The sequence below is a fragment of the Cyanobium sp. Candia 9D4 genome, assembly GCF_024346155.1.
Lineage (GTDB): Bacteria > Cyanobacteriota > Cyanobacteriia > PCC-6307 > Cyanobiaceae > Cyanobium > Cyanobium minutissimum.
The window spans coordinates 348,005-363,137 of the sequence record NZ_JAGQCK010000001.1 but is presented as its reverse complement, the minus strand read 5'-3'; the positions used below and the strand labels follow the sequence as shown (position 1 = coordinate 363,137).

The window sequence follows — 15,133 nt, the reverse complement described above, 5'->3', positions numbered from 1 at the left end:
CTGCCCCTCCCTTGTGTTGTGATCTGGCTGCGGCTCATCGATTTCCGCCTGCTGCTGGATCTCCTGTTCGCTTCCCTGCTCGGGCTGCTCCTGCTGGGCCGGGTCACGGAAGCGCGCACCCTGTGGCTGCTGCGCGGCTACCTGTTCCTGGTGGCGCTGGCCTGGTTCGTGCAGCGTTACGCCAACCTGCCCCTCACCAGCAGCCTGGTGGATGCGCTGGTGCTGGCCTGCAGCCTCGCCCTGGCGATCCTGTGGCAGGGGGAACTGCGGCGCCTGATGGAACTGCTGGGCACCGGCCGCCTTGGGGTGCTGTTCGCCGACCGCAGCCGGGACCAGCTGGCGTCGGGGTCGGTGAGCCTGCTCACCGAGGCGGCCGGGCGTCTGTCCCAGGCGCGCTGCGGGGCCCTGATCGTGCTCGACCTGGGCAGTGATCTGCGCCCCGAGGACTTCCTCAACCCCGGCATCCGCATCGATGCCCAGCTCTCCGTCGACCTGCTGCTCAACCTCTTCGCGGTGGACACCCCCCTGCACGACGGGGCAGTGCTGGTCCAGAAGAACCGCATCGTGGCGGCCGGGGTGATCCTGCCCCTCTCCCGCCAGGGCCTGAACCGCTACGGCACCCGCCACCTGGCCGCCATGGGACTGACCGAGCGCCACGACGGCTGTTTCTGCATCGTCGTCTCCGAGGAGACGGGCACCCTGTCGCTCGCCTCCCAGGGCCGGCTGGAGCGGCCGATCACCAGCAGCCGCCTTCACGACCTGCTCACCGACGCCCTGGCCTCCGCTCCCACGGGGCGTAGCGTGGCGTCGGACCCGCCGGAACATCGCGGATGAGTCGCGCCCTGGCGACCACTCCATCGTCCGATCCCGACCAGCTGCCCGCCCAGCTGGATCCGGCTCGGCTGCCCCGCCACGTGGCGGTGATCATGGACGGCAACGGCCGCTGGGCCCGTCAGCGGGGGCTGCCCCGGGCCATGGGCCACCGGGCCGGGGTGGAGGTGCTGAAACGCACCCTGCGCCACTGCAGCGACTGGGGCATCGGCGCCCTCACCGCCTACGCCTTCTCCACCGAGAACTGGACCCGGCCGGGCGAGGAGGTGGCCTTCCTGATGGCCCTGTTCGAACGGGTGCTGGCCAAGGAGCTCGAGGCCCTCGAGCGTCAGCAGGTGCGCATCCGCTTCCTCGGCGATCTGGAGCCCCTGCCGGAGGGTCTGAAGGTCCTGATCAACGACGCCACCGAGCGCACGGCCGGCAACAGCGGCATCCACTTCAACGTCTGCACCAACTACGGCGGCCGCAGCGAGCTGGTGCGGGCGGCCCGCCGCCTGGCCGATCGGGCCGCCCGCGGCGAGCTCGACCCCGCCAGCATCGACGAGGAGCTGTTCGCCTCCGAACTGTTCACCGCCGGCGATGCCGACCCCGACCTGCTGATCCGCACCAGCGGCGAGCAGCGCATCAGCAACTTCCTGCTCTGGCAGCTGGCCTACGCCGAGCTGCACATCACCGAGGTGCTCTGGCCCGACTTCGACACCGAGGCCCTGCTGGCGGCGCTGCTGGATTATCAGGGGCGCCAGCGCCGCTTCGGTGGCGTCCAGAACGGTGTGGAGAACGCCCCATGACCCTGCGCCACGACTGGTCCCGCCAGGAGATCCAGGACCTGCTCGACCTGCCCCTGGTGGATCTGCTCTGGCAGGCCCAGGCGGTGCACCGCCGCGCCAACCCCGGCTACCACGTGCAGCTGGCCTCGCTGCTGAGCGTCAAGACCGGGGGCTGCGAGGAGGACTGCGCCTACTGCCCCCAGTCGATGCACCACCCCAGCGACGTGGGCGGCCGGCCGGAGCTGGCGGTGGAGCCGGTCCTGGAGCGCGCCCGGCAGGCCAAGGCGGCCGGCGCCCACCGCTTCTGCATGGGCTGGGCCTGGCGGGAGATCCGGGATGGTGCCCCGTTCGAGGCCATGCTCGCCATGGTGCGGGGGGTGCGGGAGCTGGGCCTGGAGGCCTGCGTCACCGCCGGCATGCTCACGGACGGCCAGGCGGCCCGACTGGCGGAGGCGGGACTGACCGCCTACAACCACAACCTGGACACCAGCCCCGAGCACTACGACCGGATCATCTCCACCCGCACCTACCAGGAGCGGCTCGACACCCTGCAGCGGGTGAGGAGCGCCGGCATCGACCTCTGCTGCGGCGGCATCATCGGCATGGGCGAGACGCCGGACGACCGGGCCGCCCTGCTGCAGGTGCTGGCCTGCCTGGATCCCCATCCCGAGAGCGTGCCGATCAATGCCCTGGTGGCCGTGGAGGGCACTCCGCTGGAGAACCGGCCGCCGGTCGACCCCCTGGAGCTGGTACGCATGGTCGCCACCGCCCGCATCCTCATGCCCCACAGCCGGGTGCGGCTCAGCGCGGGGCGCGAGCAGCTGGGACGGGAGGCCCAGATCCTCTGCCTGCTGGCGGGGGCCGATTCGATCTTCTACGGCGACACCCTGCTCACCACCTCCAACCCGGCGGTAGCCAGCGACCGGGAGCTGCTGCGGGCCGCCGGGGTGCGGGTGCAGCTGGAGGGGCAGCCCGCCACGGCCGCCCCGGCCGCTCCCGCCACCGCCATCGCCGGCCGCTGAGGGTGCAGGTCGCCAGCTTCTACCGGTTCGTCCCCTTTGGCAGCGAGGAATTGCCGCTCTGGCGGGCCCGGCTGCTGGCCCTGGGCAGCGAGGCCGGCCTGAAGGGCACGGTGCTGCTGGCGCGCGAGGGCATCAACGGCACGGTCTGCGGACCGGCCTCCGCCGTGGCCGCCCTGCTGGCGCTGCTGGAGGCCGATCCCCGCCTGGCCAGCCTGGAGGTCAAGCGCAGTGAGGCCACCGGAGCGGTGTTCCACCGCTTCAAGGTGCGCCTCAAAAGCGAGATCGTGACGATGGCCGAACCTTCGGCCCAACCGGCCCTGGGCACGGGAATCCCGGTGCCCCCTGCACACTGGAACGCCCTGCTGGATGACCCCGACACCCTGACCATCGACACCCGCAACCACTACGAGGTGGCCCTGGGCAGCTTCGCCGGCGCCATCGACCCCGGCACCGAGAACTTCAGCGACTTCCCCGCCTGGGTGGAGCGGCACCTGCGGCCCCTGGTGGCCCAGCGGCGGCCGCAGCGCCTGGCCCTGTTCTGCACCGGCGGCATCCGCTGCGAGAAGGCCACCGCCCACCTGCTGAACCAGGGCTTCGACAACGTGCTGCAGCTGCAGGGGGGGATCCTCAACTACCTGGAGCAGGTGCCGGAAGCGGAGAGCCGCTGGCACGGCGAGTGCTACGTGTTCGACCAACGGGTCGCCCTCGACCACCGCCTGCAGCCGGGGACCTACCACGTGTGCCATGCCTGCGGCCTGCCCCTGGCTCCCGCCGACCTGGGCCTGGAGAGCTTCGTGGCCGGGGTGAGCTGCCGCCACTGCATCGATCGCTTCTCTGACGCCGACCGGGAGCGGTTCGCCGAACGCCAGCGCCAGATGCGGCGCGCCGAGGCTTCCGGTGTGGCCCATATCGGACGGGTGATGCCCACCGTGGGCGGCTGAGCGGATGGCGCCGCGCCTGCCCATCCTGTACAGCTTCCGCCGCTGCCCCTACGCCATCCGGGCCCGGCTGGCCCTGGCGGCGGCGGGGCTCACGCCGGGGCTGGATCTGGAGCTGCGGGAGGTGCACCTGGGGCGCAAGCCCCCCGAGTTGCTGGAGGCCTCCCCCGCCGCGACCGTGCCGGCCCTGGTGCTGACGCACGACGCCGGCCCCGATCCCCAGGGCGGCGCCCGGGTGCTGCCGGACAGCCTGGCGGTGATGGCCTGGGCCCTGGACCGCCACGATCCCGGCGACCTGCGGCGCCTGGGGAGCAGCAAGGCCGCTGGGCAGGAGCGGGCCCGGATCGCCACCCTGATCGAGCAGAACGATGGGGCCTTCAAGCACCATCTCGACCGCTTCAAGTACGCCCACCGCCATCCCGGCGCCGACCGGGAGCAGCATCGCGGGGCCGCGCTGTCGATCCTGCGGGACTGGAGCGCCGCCCTTGGGCCGGAGGGCTGGCTGGTGGGGGGGCGGCCATCCCTGGCCGACCTGGCCCTGCTGCCCTTCGTGCGCCAGTTCCGTCTCGCCGATCCCGAGGGGTTCGACCAGCTGGGAGATCTGGCTCCGCTGCAGTGCTGGCTGCATCGCTTCCTTGAGGGACCCGAGCTGGCCGCGGTGATGGCCGGGGCCTGGGCGCCCCGGCGGCCCTGGCGCTCCGGGCAGTGGATCTATCACCTGGCCCTGGCCGACGACTGGCGGGAGGCCAAGACCCGCGGGGTGTACGAGCGCTCGACCCGCGGCCAGTCGCTGCAGGAGGTGGGCTTCATCCATGCCAGCGGGGCCGACCAGGTGGAGGGCACCCACGGGCGCTTCTACGCCGATGCGGGGGAGGTGCTGCTGCTGACCATCGACCCGCGGCGCCTGACCACGCCGCTGCGCTGGGAGCCGGCCCCGGAGAGCGGCGAAAGCTTCCCCCATATCCACGGACCGCTGCCGCTGGAGGCGGTGCTGGCCGCCGAGCCTTACCCACCGCCGCCGGACAGCGCACCATGATGAACCTGGAGGTTCTGGAGCGGCAGGCCCGGGAGCGCGGCCTGCTGCTGCGGCTGCAGGTGCAGGGGATGGCGGGGGTGCGGGGACTGCGGGTGGCGGTGGCGCGCCCCCGGCCGGAGCAGCCGCCCCTGCTGCTGGGGGAGCTCAAGGGGTGGTGCCTGCCGCTGGCCGATGGCCTGCGGCTCGACACGATGCGGGTGCAGGGGGAGCGCAGCGAAGCCGTGGGGCCGCTGATCTGGGCCGCCACCTTCGCCTGGTCCCTCGAGGAAACGCCCTGCCGCTCGGCGCGCCTGCTGGCGATCCGCGATGGGGAGCGCCAGCATCGGCGGCTGGTGCGCTACTTCCGGCGGCTCGGCTTCACGCCGCTGCGGGAGCTGGGCGGCGGCCCGCTGGATCTGGCCCCGCGGCTGGTCTGGGGCGGGGCGGGGCTGCTGATGCGGGGCGACTGCGACGAAGGCCTGCGCCGCAGCGCCCGCTGGCTGACGTCACTCCGGTGACATCTACGTTGGATCCGGGTATCGAGCTGGACCATGGCCACCGCCTCCCTGACCATCAACAACCAGTCGGGAGGCAGCCTCTACTACTACGTCGTCGGGCCAGGGTTCAGCGTTGAGCCGCTCCAGCCCGGCCAGAGCAACAGCCTCTCCCCGGGTCTGAACAATGTTCCGATCCTGGCGGCTCCTCAGATGAGGATCTACGTCTCGAGCTCCGCCACACTGTTCGCCAACCCTGGCCAGGAACCGATCGGCTGGAACATCACAGCGCCCTTCTCCTTCTACGAATACACGATCGATGGCAGCGGCTTTTCCGCTGATATGTCGTATATCGATGACTGGGCCTATCCGATCCAGACCAGCATCACCGACAGCAGCGGAAGCGTCCACAATTTCGGCTTTCTGAACGCGGCCGCGATCGCCATGGATTTCGCCGCCATGCCACCGGGCGGATTCACCACCAGTGCCGCCTCTGGGAAGGGTGTCGGGACAGCATCGAATCTCTGGGATGCCCCGAACCGGCGATTCGTCGGCCCGATGCGGCTCTGGCAGCAGCAGGTGATCATGGCCAACGCCGTGCAGAAGGGGCTACCGGCCTACTGGCCGCCGAATGCTCCCGCGGGCTGGATCCAGTTCCTCGAGGAGGTCCCCTACGGGCCATCCCCCTTCGGCTACCCGCGCTCCGCCGGCGCCAGCAGCCTCAATCCCCAGCAGACCTATCCCGCCTTCGGCTTCGATTTCTCCATCAATACCTCCTGGGGCGCCATGAACGGCGGGCAGGGTGCGCAGGTGCCCCAGCCAACGGGTGAGAAATACTATGCCCACAACTGGAATGTATGGAACTATGGCTACACCGACGCCGATCCCAGTGCGGACAAACCCAATCCGAACTATTCCTTTGAATCGAATGCCTACACATCCATCCTCCGCTCCCAGGCGGCGCGGGAGAAGGCAGCCGGCCGACTCCCCGACACCGCCGGAACATCACCAACGGCCGGAAACCCGAACTTCGTCGGCTTCTATACGGCGTCCAAGGACGACTACTACGGCACGTTCACGGTCGCCGCGATCGCCAATGTCAGCCTCACCATCGGAGCCCTGGCCCCGTCCAGCATCGGCACCAGCGGCCAGGACAGCATCGTCGGCACTGGCGGCCACGACATCATCTCGGGTGGCTACGGAGCCGACTGGCTGGCTGGCGCCCCCCTGGCCCCGAACTGGTCCGCCCCCAACAACTTCCGCGACCTGGCCTTCTTCGGTCTGCCCGGAGTGCCGGCCCAGTGGAAAGGTCTGGTGGGCGGTGGCCGCGATACCTTCGTCTATGTCCGGGCCGACAGCAGCCTCAGCAGCCCCCAGTGGCGCGATGTGATCACCGACTTCGCCGCCGACGACAGGATTGATCTTTCGAGGGTGGACGCCGACAGCCGCCGGGCTGGCCTCCAGTCCTTCAACTGGATCGGCTCCAGGGCGTTCTACGGGGAGGCGGGCCAGCTGCGGCTGGAGCAGAACCGCCGCCAGAACCACGCCCTCCTGCAGGGGGATCTCGACGGCAACGGCAGCAGCGACTTCGAAGTGATGCTGATGGGAACGGTCCAGTTCTCGGCCTCCAACCTGATCCTGGCCTGAGGCTGAGCAGAACAACCGAGGAGACCTGCGCTGGGCACCGAGGGGTTCCGGCGGTGAATCAAGGCAGCATCGGCGTGGCGTGGACCCGGGGTCGGATCATGCGGCGCTGGTGGCGCGCTTCGAGATCGGAACGGGAGCGGAAGCATCCGGGCGGGCGCGGTTGCGGTTGCGGCGGCAGCGCTCGGAGCAGTAGCGCACCTCGTCCCAGACATCCTTCCACTTCCTGCGCCACTGGAACGGTCGTCCGCAGACCGGGCAGATCTTGGTGGGGCGATCCAGGTGATGGGGCATCCGGCCAGGGGGATGGGGGACACCAGCCTGACAAAAGTGAACCCGCCCCCGTGACACGATGGAGCCAATGGCTGACCCCAGCTTCTATCGGATCGGCCGCACCGGCCCGGCGCTGCGTGTGGCGTCAGCCGAGGAGGCTGTGGGCACAAGCGAAGCGGACGGGTTTGCCTGGCTGCATTACCGCGAAGCCAGCAGGGACGAACTGGACCACCTCGTCGGTCTGCTGGGCCTGCACGCGCTCTCGATCGAGGATTGCTTCGATGATCATCAGATTCCCAAGATCGACGATTTCCCCAACAACACGTTCATTCTCTTCAACACGTTTCGGTACGACCGTGGCGTCCTGGAGGTGGGTGAGATCAACCTCTTCCTCGGCCAGCGATTTCTGGTCAGCATCAGCCATCTGGATGCCAGGCATCGCTCCTATCTCGATGGGGTGGAGACGATGGTGGAGAGGGGGATTGAGGAGGCCCGCCAGGGTCCGTCCCACCTCATGCACCTGATCCTCGATCAGGTCGTCGATCAGAAGTTCGTGGCCATCGAGGCGCTCGAGGATGAGTTGAATGGAGTGGAAGAAGCCCTGATGGCGGATCCGGCGAGTTTCCAGCCGGCCGAGCTGATCCGCTTCCGGCGCTATCTTCTGCGGCTGCGCAAAAGCCTGTTTCACGAACGGGAGATCCTCAGCAAGATCTGCCGGGGCGATTTCCCCTTGGTGTCGAAGAAGGCGATCTACCACTATCGCGACATCTACGACCATCTGGTGCGCTTCTACGAGGTCACCGAGTCCTACCGGGACATCGTCACCAGCCTGATGGAGATGTACCTGTCGATGCTCAACAATCAGATGGCCAAGGCCGCCAACGACACCAACGCCACGGTCCGGCGCCTGACCCTGATCACGACGATCTTCATGCCGCTGACCCTGCTGGCGGGCATCGGCGGCATGTCCGAGTGGACGATGATCACAGGCCCGGACAACTGGCGTGTCTCCTATCCGGGCTTCATGCTCGCCATGGTCGTGATCGGCTTCGCCAGTTATGTCTTTCTCAGCCGCCTGGACCGGAACCGCATCGCGACGCGGCGCCCTCAGTTGAGCCGGCGCTGGCGCGCCTGACGGCGGGAGGCGGCCTGGACAGTCCTGAGCTCGTCGGCCTCCTCCAGCAATTCGCCGGAGAGGGACTCCAGATCGTCGGCCGCCTTCTGGAGCTGGGCGCTGAGCCTCAGGCCCTCCTCGATCGACTGGCCATAGGCCTCACTGGCCTCATCGATGGCCGCGAACAGCTCCCTGAACTCCTCCGGTGGCTGGGCCTCCCAGTCGGGATAGGCGGCCGCCGCCTGCTGCAGCACCTCCAGGGCGGTACGCCAACTTGCCTTGCGGCGGAAATCGAGATGGCGCAGGTCCTGGTTGGTGCGCTTGAGCTCCCGGGTGCTGGAGACCCCGGCCAGGGTCAGGACCTCGCGCTTCAGCTCGTTGATGGCGGGAGGCTTCGGTCGGGCCGGCGTGGAGCGGGGGGATGGGGGTCTGGCCATGGCCCTACTCGGCCAGGCCGAGGCCCAGCTGCTCGCCGGCCCGGAGCCGTTCCAGCTCCCCACGCAGCTGCCGGGTGGTCTGCCGTTCGGCCCTGAGGGCCTCCTGAAGTTCGTCGCGCTGGCGCCTGTAACGATCGGTGTGGGCGACACGGCCGCCGAGGCTCTGGTTATTCCTGGCCAGTTGCCGGCGACGTTCCACCTCGGCATCGAGGGCCCGCTGCAGGGCCAGCAGCTCCTTCTGCAACTGCAGCTCGGCCCTGGACTGCTGCTGCTCGGAGCACAGCGCGGCATTCTCTGCCTCCAGGGCCTGGAGGCGGGCTTCGAGGCGATCGATCATCACCTGTTTACCCCGCAACACCTCTTTGAGCTGGTGCAGCACCGCGCGCAGTCGGGAACGGTCCTTCTGCTGGGTGCGTGTGTTCTCTTCGCACTGCCGGGCGTAGTCCCTCAGCAGTCCCGTGCGCCGCTGCAGCACCTTGGCGGTGCACTCGTACTTGATGATGGCGATGACGCGGCAGCGCTCAAGCTCATCAAGGTCCTGAACGGCCTTGAGGCGTCTGAGATCGTCGTAGTTGGTGCACTCATGTCGCAACACCTGGGTCGGCACATGCTCCTGAGCGCCGATGCGCGGCAGGTTCTTCAGCCGGACACGATCGTGCCAGTAATCGAAAAGAGCCTTCTGGTCGACAGCTTCGAGCATGGCGCCCACTCCCTGGTGCGTGGCCGATCGCAGAAAGACTTTAGGAACCTGATCCGCTTGGCCGGTCACGGCTGGGAAGCAAACGTGTCACGGCGTCTCTCGAGCCGCAGGAGGCGCTGGGCGTGGAGGTCGGTCTCCGCCGACCAGCCACCCGGTAGCGGCTCAGGCGGCTCCAGCTCCCTGGCAGGCGGTTCCTGGGCGGGTTCCACCGGCGGCGGGCCATCCAGGGTGGCGACCACGAACAGGGCCACCAGCAGTTCCGCCAGAAAAGGGAGATCGATCATGGGGATGGACATGGGCGGCAAGGACATGACGTCGTTCTGCAGCCACCTTCCACCGAGCATGGGGAATTGGGGTCCATTCTCCTGCGAAGAACGAATGGACCCGCTCAGCCCAGCACGCCACCCAGACGGATCAGGGCACCCACCACCACGAAGGCGATCGCGAGGGCGGTGATGGCACGGATGTGCCAGGCCAGGGCGGCGGTGGCGCCCAGCAGCAGCAGCTTGGTGCCCACCAGCACGCCGATTGGGCTCGCTGGGTTGAACAGTCCATCGAAACCAGGCAGCAGGATTGAGCCCATCCAGAGGCCCGTGATCACCTGGATGGCGAGGGCCGTGAGGCCGAGGGGCTCGAAGATCGCCTCGAAATCGCGGATGCGTTCAGCGCTCCGCTCCCGCAGGGCCCTCGGCAGCACACCCAGATCCAGCACCAGGTGGCCGCCGGTCCACACCGTGGCGGCCAGGGCGTGGACGATCACCAGAAACGGGAAGGGGGCCATGGCCTCGACGCAGGAGGAGCTCCCACCCTGGTGGCGCGGGCGCCCCGACGAGCGAGGAGCGACGGGCAGTGGCGTCAAAATCTGTAGCAGTAGATACAGTTGAGGGGAGAACTTCAGAGGCAGGACACCCCCCATGGCCAGCGGTAGCTTTCCCCATCAGTTCGAAGGCAGTTTCTCAGCCTTCAAGGAGCGGCAGCTCGTGTTCGCGCTCACCCGACAGCTGGCCGACGCCCAGTTTCGGCGGGGCGACCGTTCCCTGAGCGAGCGCCTCTGGCAGGAAGCCGCCGCGGAGGCCATGGACGCGGAGCGCATCACCGGCCTGCTCTACGGCGTCCATGACCATGACGACCCGGCGGCCATGGAGGCGGTGGATCGCCTCTACCGCGAGCGGCAACGGGAGGCCTTGCGCCGTGCCAGCACGCCTCTGGCCCGGTTGGCGCGCTTCACCGGGCGTCGCCCGGCAGACATGTCCAGGCGTCACCGATCGGCGAGGCCGGGTCAGCTCCCCCTCGCCGGCTCCGGCCGCTGAGGCTGCCATCCCATGGACAGCGGCGAACAGGATGAGCAGGACCAGCTGGAGCGATTTCTGGAGCACGCGGCAGCTTCGGAGACGCTACGGACGCGGCTGAGCGGGATGGATGCTTACCAGGTGGTTGCCATCGCCGCCGAAGAGGGGTTCGCTTTCGGCGTGACCACCCTGCATCGAGCCGTCTGCACCGGCTACGTCATGCGCCGGCCCCGCTGATCGGAACCTTCAGGCCACGAAGCGCCCGTAGAGCCAGCGCACGAACCCTCCGACCAGCGGCACCGGGGTGAAGGTGGGGCCGACGAAGTCGAAGTAGTCGCGATGGTCGACGATCCGGCCGTCGGCGCCCAGGCGGAGACGGCTGGTGCCGGGATAGAGGAATTCGATGCCCTTGATCTTCAGGCCCATCGTCCATTCCACGAAGGCCACATCGCCGCTGAGGGCCACGGCACCAGGCTCGAGGAAGACGTCATCGCAGCGCTGCAGCAAGCCCTCCTGGGCCACGATGTAGGCCTCGAGGCCCTGCCGTTCTTGGGTGGGGTCGGTGAAGTGGACGTTCTCGTCGTAGAGCGCCCGCCACTGCTCCGGCGTGGGCCCCGGAGCGCCGTAGGGCTTGGTGAACAGAGCCCGGAGGGCGTCTTCCCCCAGCGGTGGCTGCAGCAGGGCGGTCATGGAAGGGGGGTCTCTCAGGAGGCGACCGCCCGGGGCCGGGTCAGGGCCAGGGCCGCTCCGCCGATGGCCACAAGGCCCAGGGCTCCGGCTGCGGCCAGGAACACCAGGGTCTGCAGGAACAGGCCCAGGGCCGAAGCGGCCTTGATCTGCACCCGGGCCTTGATCAGCAGGGTGAGCAGCAGCAGCACCGTGGCCTGCAGGCCGGCGATCCGGGCCGCCGTGAAGGGGCACAAGGGGGGCGGGAGCAGCATCGGCAGCAGAGCGATCAGAAGCAGAAGGGCAGGAACTGGGTGCGGCAGGCGGCGTAGCCGTCGGTCAGGGCGCCGAGGCCGATCTGGTGGGCGATGCCGGAGCCGGTGATGGCTTCGGTGAGCACGCCGATCACCAGACCGAGCATGGCAGCACGGCCGTTGAAGAGTTCGACGCGCTTGAGCTGCTCCATGTGGATGGAACGCTCAGTGTCGCCCTGGAGGAAGGCGTCGTTGGCGGGGGTGTTGGTCATGGGTTGGGCAGGGAAAGGAAAGGAAAAGGGCTGGGCCGTTGGTCGATCAGCCGAGGCCGATCTGGGTGAGGATCCCCTGGCCGGTGAGCAGCTCGGTGCCGAGGCCGATCACGAAGCCGAGCATGGCGAGACGGCCGTTCCAGGTTTCGGCGAAGGTGACGAAGCCGAAGCGGGAGGAAGAGTCGGTCATGAGTGTTTCAGTTTGTTTCGTAGATTGTAACAGGTTGTAAAGGTTTGCGTCAAGCATGGCCGCAAGGGCAGGTAGCGGGGGCAAGAGGCGCAGTCAACGGCGGCCCCGTACCATCGGAATCCTCTGCCTCCCGGTGGATGTCGAGCGCCTCCCTGCCGGCCGAACTGGTGCGGCGCTACCGCCGGCTGTTCAGCTTCTACGACCGCGACGGCGACGGCCGCCACACCCTGGAGGGTGACTTCGAACCGGTGGCGGTGCGGATCGCGCGGCGCTGGCAGGGCCGGCCCAGCCGCTTCCCGGATCTGCTGGGGCTGCTGCTCGACACCTACCGGCACGAGAACGCTCGCCGCGACCGGAACCACGACGGCACGGTGGATGAGGACGAGTTCCTGGCCTCCCATGGCCGGGTGTTCGCCGCCTTCGGTGCCGATCCCCAGGCGGCGCGGGAGTTCATGGCCCGCTCCGCCGGCGGCTTCTTCGACGTGCTCGACCTCGATGGCGATGGCCAGCTCGAGATCAACGACCTGGCCGCCTTCGCCGCCGCCTACGGCCATCCCACCACCGGCATCGCGGCCAACCTCGATCGGATGCTCACCGCCCTGGGGCTGCCCCACGGCCGCCTGCCGCGGCAGGCCTTCCTGACGCTGGTGGAGCAGTACTGGTTCGATCCCTCGCCGGACGCCCCCGGCCGCCACCTGTTCGATGGGGTGGACCTGGGCTGACGTCAGTCCGGCAGCCCATAGCCATCCAGGCGGGTACTGGTTCCCTTCGCTCCAATCCTGGCGGCCACCGGATCGTCGTAGGCCACCCAGGCCAGCAGCTGGTCGCCACGGCGCTGCACATCCAGGCCCTCCGGTTTGTCGCTGCCCTGGCCGGGGCGACCGGGGCGACCATCCCGGATCCACAGCACGGGCTCCGTGGTCTCCAGGGTGACGCCGTCCTTCGGGGGTGAACCCTGCGGGCCAAGGGCGTTGCGCCAGCGGTGCAGGTAGCAGGGGCCCGCCAGGTCCATCGTCGGCCCGGCCAGCACCAGCACGTCGTCGCTGCCGGGGACCACGGCCAGATCCCGCACCGCCAGGCCGCTGAGCGACAGGTAGCGGCAGCGATGGGCCTCCAGGCTCAAGGTGGGGCCGTCGCCATCGAGGCCGCCCAGACGGAGGTCGAGCACCAGGGCGATGCCCCGCAGGACCGGTCCACGCAGCCCCACCAGCACCCGCTCGCCCCGGGCGGCGATGCCTTCGATATCGAGTCCGTTGTCCTTGCTTGGGATCGCCAGAAACGGGGCGATCCGCCGGTCGCTCGCCAGGGCCTGGGTGAGGGCATCGCGGCCCTCGGCGGCATCGAAGGCCAGCCGCAGGCAGCCGAGCACATGGGCGTTGCGGCTCTGCCTGTCGTGGAGCTTCAGGGATCCTGCCGTGGCGTCGTACTTGCGGCGGCGCAGGGAATGGGAGCCCACCATCCAGAGGCGATCACCATCACGGGCCAGGCCCTCGAGGTCCGATTCGCCGTCGTCCTTGCCACCGGCAAGACCGAAGTCCCTCAGCTTCACGGCGCTGAGGTTGCCGTAGTGGTGATCGCCGAGGCGGTCCAACCGGTAGAGGCTGCGTCCCTCATCACCCCCCAGCCACAGCACCCGGTCGAGGGCCACCAGGGCGGAGAGGTTCTGCCGCAGTTCCTCGGCTTCCGTGTCCTTCGCGGGGGACAGATCCAGGAGGCGCTGGTGGGTCGGGACGGCCAGGGGCAGATCGGCGGCCGGCTCGGGCATGGGGGAAGGCGGGAGCTTCTTTCCTTGGTAGTGGGGCGTTGGGGAGTGTCAACGTCAGCTCCCGGCGTTCGCTAGGGAGGCGGCGGCGGCAGGGGCGGCGATGTAGCTCCGCGCCCCCCGGAGGCCCCCAGCGGCTGCTGACGGGGGCCCAGCATCTGGGCCAGCCCGGCAATGCGCTCCTGGGGCGGCTCGGGGCCCAGGCTCCACAGGCTCTCGAAGTAGAAGAACGCCACCCCCAGGCCCCGGGCCCGGTTGGCGGCCAGCTTCTGGGCCATCAACGCCAGGGGGGTGGGTCGGTTGCGCTGGCCGCTCAATACGGCGATGGCGGTGGGGATGCGCTGGCGAGCCTCCTGCACTTCCGGCCGGCCGAGGTGGGGGTGGTAGCTCTCCAGATCGGGCCGGTAGATCTGCACCAGCAGTTCATCGGCGATGCCGCGCCGCACCCATTCGCGCCAGTCCTGCAGCTGCAGCTTGTAGGCGAAGTCGTAGTAGTTGGGGGAGATCGAGATCAGGGCGCCGGGGCGGGCGGTCCGCACCGCCTGGGCGAGGCGCTCAAGGAAGGCGGTGATGCGGTCGGCGCGCCATTTCACCCAGGCCGGGTCCTCGGGATTGGCCGGTGGATCCTTGCCCGTGTCCTTGCGGTAAAGCGCCGTGGTGAAGGGGTCGTAGCCGAACTCCCGCGGCAGGCTCATGTGGTCGTCGAACTGGATGCCATCGGCTCCCCAGTCGTTCACCACCTCCAGCACCAGGTCGGTGATCAGCTGCTGCACTTCCGGCCGGAAGGGATTGAGCCACACCACCCGGCCGGCGGCACTGGTGGAGGTGAGCCCGCCGTCGCGGGTCTGGGTGAGCCAGCTGCGGTGCCGCCGGGCCAGCGGCGACTCCGGTGGCGCCATGAAGCCGAACTCGAACCAGGGGATCACCTTGAGGCCGCGGTGGCGGCCGGCACTGATCAGCTCGGCCAGGATGTCCTGGCCCTGCAGGCCGCGGAAGGTGAAGTCCTGCAGCTGGCGCGCCTAGCTCACCCGGCTGGGGTAGTAGGGGAAGCCGCCGTTCCAGACCACCGGATAGAGCCGGTTGAAGCCCAGCTCCGCCAGCTGGTCCACGGCGGCCTGCATGCGGTCACGGTCCCGCAGCACCGGCATGTCGTTGGCGGTGAGCCACACCCCCCGCAGCTCCTCGGGCGGCTCCACAACTGTCGCGGGCGGCACCTGGGCTTTCGCGGGCGGCAACAGGAGCGGCAGGCTCGCCGGCAGACCCGACAGGACGACGGCCAGCAGGGCCCCGCAGAGGACCAGGCTGATCCAGCGGAGGGGGCCGTGTCGGTTCAAGCCGGCCATGGCATCGGGGGATCAGCGCTGCTGTGCTCTCCACGATGGGGCCGGATCCGTCCCGCAGCGGCCGGGCGCCGCCGGGCGATCAGGTGGCGCCACGGGCCCGTTAGGGTCCGTGGGCGTCATGG

Annotated in this window: 21 protein-coding genes and 1 pseudogene; 11 read left to right on the top strand and 11 right to left on the bottom strand. The window is 69.2% G+C overall.

All coding sequences use genetic code 11. The annotated features are described in order from the left end of the window. Positions 1-18: 18 nt before the first annotated feature. From cdaA to KBZ08_RS01835, 7 genes are read left to right on the top strand one after another with little or no spacing between them, the layout of a single operon-like run. On the top strand, positions 19-834 hold the full coding sequence (cdaA, locus tag KBZ08_RS01865; RefSeq protein ID WP_254970920.1) for a diadenylate cyclase CdaA: 816 nt from the start codon (positions 19-21) through the stop codon (positions 832-834). Beyond that, a complete protein-coding gene (locus KBZ08_RS01860) occupies positions 831-1,619 on the top strand; it encodes an isoprenyl transferase (RefSeq protein WP_106221193.1) in 789 nt (262 codons plus the stop codon). Before cdaA ends, KBZ08_RS01860 begins: the two co-directional genes overlap by 4 nt. Continuing rightward, a complete protein-coding gene (bioB, locus tag KBZ08_RS01855) occupies positions 1,616-2,620 on the top strand; it encodes a biotin synthase BioB (RefSeq protein WP_254970918.1) in 1,005 nt (334 codons plus the stop codon). The genes KBZ08_RS01860 and bioB overlap by 4 nt, the downstream gene beginning before the upstream one ends. Further along, positions 2,617-3,561 carry a rhodanese-related sulfurtransferase gene (locus KBZ08_RS01850; RefSeq protein WP_261359143.1) on the top strand — a complete coding sequence of 315 codons (945 nt, stop codon included), beginning with the start codon at positions 2,617-2,619 and terminating at the stop codon, positions 3,559-3,561. The genes bioB and KBZ08_RS01850 overlap by 4 nt, the downstream gene beginning before the upstream one ends. Before the next feature lie 4 nt (positions 3,562-3,565). After that, complete coding sequence (locus KBZ08_RS01845) at positions 3,566-4,594, top strand: DUF952 domain-containing protein (protein WP_254970913.1); 1,029 nt, start codon at positions 3,566-3,568, stop codon at positions 4,592-4,594. Continuing rightward, entirely contained in the window at positions 4,591-5,091 is a 501-nt protein-coding gene (locus KBZ08_RS01840) for a hypothetical protein (RefSeq protein WP_254970911.1), read from the top strand. Before KBZ08_RS01845 ends, KBZ08_RS01840 begins: the two co-directional genes overlap by 4 nt. A 33-nt stretch (positions 5,092-5,124) precedes the next feature. Beyond that, complete coding sequence (locus KBZ08_RS01835; protein ID WP_254970910.1) at positions 5,125-6,714, top strand: M10 family metallopeptidase C-terminal domain-containing protein; 1,590 nt, start codon at positions 5,125-5,127, stop codon at positions 6,712-6,714. A 96-nt stretch (positions 6,715-6,810) separates the two neighbouring features. Here the strand turns inward: KBZ08_RS01835 and KBZ08_RS01830 are convergent, their stop codons facing one another. Next, positions 6,811-7,005 carry a DUF2256 domain-containing protein gene (locus tag KBZ08_RS01830; RefSeq protein ID WP_106221204.1) on the bottom strand — a complete coding sequence of 65 codons (195 nt, stop codon included), beginning with the start codon at positions 7,003-7,005 and terminating at the stop codon, positions 6,811-6,813. 67 nt (positions 7,006-7,072) lie between these two features. Between KBZ08_RS01830 and KBZ08_RS01825 the strand changes: the two genes are divergently transcribed. Further along, positions 7,073-8,119, top strand: coding sequence for a magnesium transporter CorA family protein (locus KBZ08_RS01825; RefSeq protein WP_106221206.1), 1,047 nt, complete (start codon positions 7,073-7,075; stop codon positions 8,117-8,119). On the opposite strand, the gene KBZ08_RS01820 is transcribed toward KBZ08_RS01825, so the two are convergent. The 4 genes from KBZ08_RS01820 to KBZ08_RS01805 form a co-directional block, all read right to left on the bottom strand. Then, entirely contained in the window at positions 8,092-8,535 is a 444-nt protein-coding gene (locus KBZ08_RS01820; RefSeq protein ID WP_254970908.1) for a hypothetical protein, read from the bottom strand. The two genes, KBZ08_RS01825 and KBZ08_RS01820, sit on opposite strands and share 28 nt — an antisense overlap. Positions 8,536-8,539: 4 nt before the next feature. Continuing rightward, a complete protein-coding gene (locus KBZ08_RS01815; protein ID WP_254970907.1) occupies positions 8,540-9,235 on the bottom strand; it encodes a hypothetical protein in 696 nt (231 codons plus the stop codon). Positions 9,236-9,300: 65 nt separating this feature from the next. Then, on the bottom strand, positions 9,301-9,519 hold the full coding sequence (locus KBZ08_RS01810) for a hypothetical protein (RefSeq protein ID WP_254970905.1): 219 nt from the start codon (positions 9,517-9,519) through the stop codon (positions 9,301-9,303). A 104-nt stretch (positions 9,520-9,623) separates the two neighbouring features. Then, complete coding sequence (locus KBZ08_RS01805) at positions 9,624-10,016, bottom strand: CopD family protein (protein WP_254970904.1); 393 nt, start codon at positions 10,014-10,016, stop codon at positions 9,624-9,626. A gap of 133 nt (positions 10,017-10,149) precedes the next feature. Here KBZ08_RS01805 and KBZ08_RS01800 point away from each other — a divergent pair, with 133 nt between their 5' ends. Both KBZ08_RS01800 and KBZ08_RS01795 read left to right on the top strand, forming a co-directional pair. Further along, on the top strand, positions 10,150-10,545 hold the full coding sequence (locus KBZ08_RS01800; RefSeq protein ID WP_254970903.1) for a hypothetical protein: 396 nt from the start codon (positions 10,150-10,152) through the stop codon (positions 10,543-10,545). Positions 10,546-10,557: 12 nt separating this feature from the next. Further along, positions 10,558-10,761 (top strand): Nif11-like leader peptide family natural product precursor, encoded by a 204-nt coding sequence (locus KBZ08_RS01795; protein WP_254970902.1) that lies wholly within the window; start codon positions 10,558-10,560, stop codon positions 10,759-10,761. A gap of 9 nt (positions 10,762-10,770) precedes the next feature. Here KBZ08_RS01795 and KBZ08_RS01790 read toward each other — a convergent pair whose 3' ends face one another. From KBZ08_RS01790 to KBZ08_RS01775, 4 genes are read right to left on the bottom strand one after another with little or no spacing between them, the layout of a single operon-like run. Then, positions 10,771-11,214: a nuclear transport factor 2 family protein gene (locus KBZ08_RS01790; protein ID WP_254970901.1), complete on the bottom strand. Its 444-nt coding sequence runs from the start codon at positions 11,212-11,214 to the stop codon at positions 10,771-10,773. Between the two features lie 14 nt (positions 11,215-11,228). Beyond that, complete coding sequence (locus KBZ08_RS01785) at positions 11,229-11,465, bottom strand: hypothetical protein (protein ID WP_254970888.1); 237 nt, start codon at positions 11,463-11,465, stop codon at positions 11,229-11,231. A 14-nt stretch (positions 11,466-11,479) separates the two neighbouring features. Beyond that, entirely contained in the window at positions 11,480-11,716 is a 237-nt protein-coding gene (locus KBZ08_RS01780) for a chlorophyll a/b-binding protein (RefSeq protein WP_106221221.1), read from the bottom strand. 46 nt (positions 11,717-11,762) lie between these two features. Beyond that, the gene (locus KBZ08_RS01775; RefSeq protein ID WP_254970886.1) at positions 11,763-11,906 is read right to left on the bottom strand and encodes a chlorophyll a/b-binding protein; all 144 of its coding nucleotides are present in this window, start codon (positions 11,904-11,906) and stop codon (positions 11,763-11,765) included. Positions 11,907-12,043: 137 nt separating this feature from the next. On the opposite strand from KBZ08_RS01775, the gene KBZ08_RS01770 reads away from it, so the two are divergent. After that, positions 12,044-12,628: an EF-hand domain-containing protein gene (locus KBZ08_RS01770; RefSeq protein ID WP_254970880.1), complete on the top strand. Its 585-nt coding sequence runs from the start codon at positions 12,044-12,046 to the stop codon at positions 12,626-12,628. A gap of 2 nt (positions 12,629-12,630) precedes the next feature. Here KBZ08_RS01770 and KBZ08_RS01765 read toward each other — a convergent pair whose 3' ends face one another. Continuing rightward, the gene (locus KBZ08_RS01765; RefSeq protein WP_254970878.1) at positions 12,631-13,671 is read right to left on the bottom strand and encodes a DUF3616 domain-containing protein; all 1,041 of its coding nucleotides are present in this window, start codon (positions 13,669-13,671) and stop codon (positions 12,631-12,633) included. A 71-nt stretch (positions 13,672-13,742) separates the two neighbouring features. Then, a pseudogene (locus KBZ08_RS01760) lies at positions 13,743-14,789 on the bottom strand (family 10 glycosylhydrolase). Between the last annotated feature and the right edge of the window lie 344 nt (positions 14,790-15,133).